Annotated in this window: 1 protein-coding gene; it reads left to right on the top strand. The window is 37.8% G+C overall.

Annotated elements, in window-relative coordinates; translation table 11 throughout:
- Nucleotides 1-30: 30 nt before the first annotated feature.
- Nucleotides 31-516, top strand: a complete 486-nt coding sequence (locus PL85_RS18160; RefSeq protein WP_115340124.1) for a GNAT family N-acetyltransferase — start codon at nt 31-33, stop codon at nt 514-516.
- Nucleotides 517-579 lie beyond the last annotated feature (63 nt).

Raw genomic sequence — 579 nt, 5'->3', positions numbered from 1 at the left:
CCTTAGCCGGGCGTTAGGCATAAGGAAATTATGGAACTCATTCAGCTAAATGAGAGTGAGCTAAAAATGTTGCGTGATGGTCAATCTGAGCTCAAGTATATGATTGACGGAATTCCACCAAATCATGTTTTAGTACGCTCTCTTAATCATTATCGTGATTCAATTTGTGAAGTTTGGTCTTTACCATACTTTATAAAGTCAAATGACCAGCTAATTGGTAGTTGTGGATTCAAGAACCCACCGTTCAACTGTCGAGTCGAAATCGGTTACAACGTAGCTTTTGGGGCTCAAGGCAAAGGTATTGCAACATTTGCAGTTAACAAACTTTGCCAAATTGCGTTTGAATCTGGTTTAGTCAAAGTTGTCTTTGCATTAATCTCTTCTAAAAATTCGGCGTCACTAAATGTTGTTCGCAAAAATGGATTTATTTATAAAAATATTGCTGTGGATAGTGATGGCGAATCATTAGAATGCTGGGAATTAAGCAATAATATCAATGCGTTGGAAAATGCCTAACAAACGCTTAAATCCCTTAACGAGGATCCATTGGAGGGCAAGATGCGTTGGTTTTTGTGTTTA

This window comes from Vibrio anguillarum, assembly GCF_001989995.2.
GTDB classification, from domain to species: domain Bacteria; phylum Pseudomonadota; class Gammaproteobacteria; order Enterobacterales; family Vibrionaceae; genus Vibrio; species Vibrio anguillarum.
The sequence above is the reverse complement of the archived record's forward strand: the minus strand, read 5'-3'. Positions and strand labels throughout refer to the sequence as shown.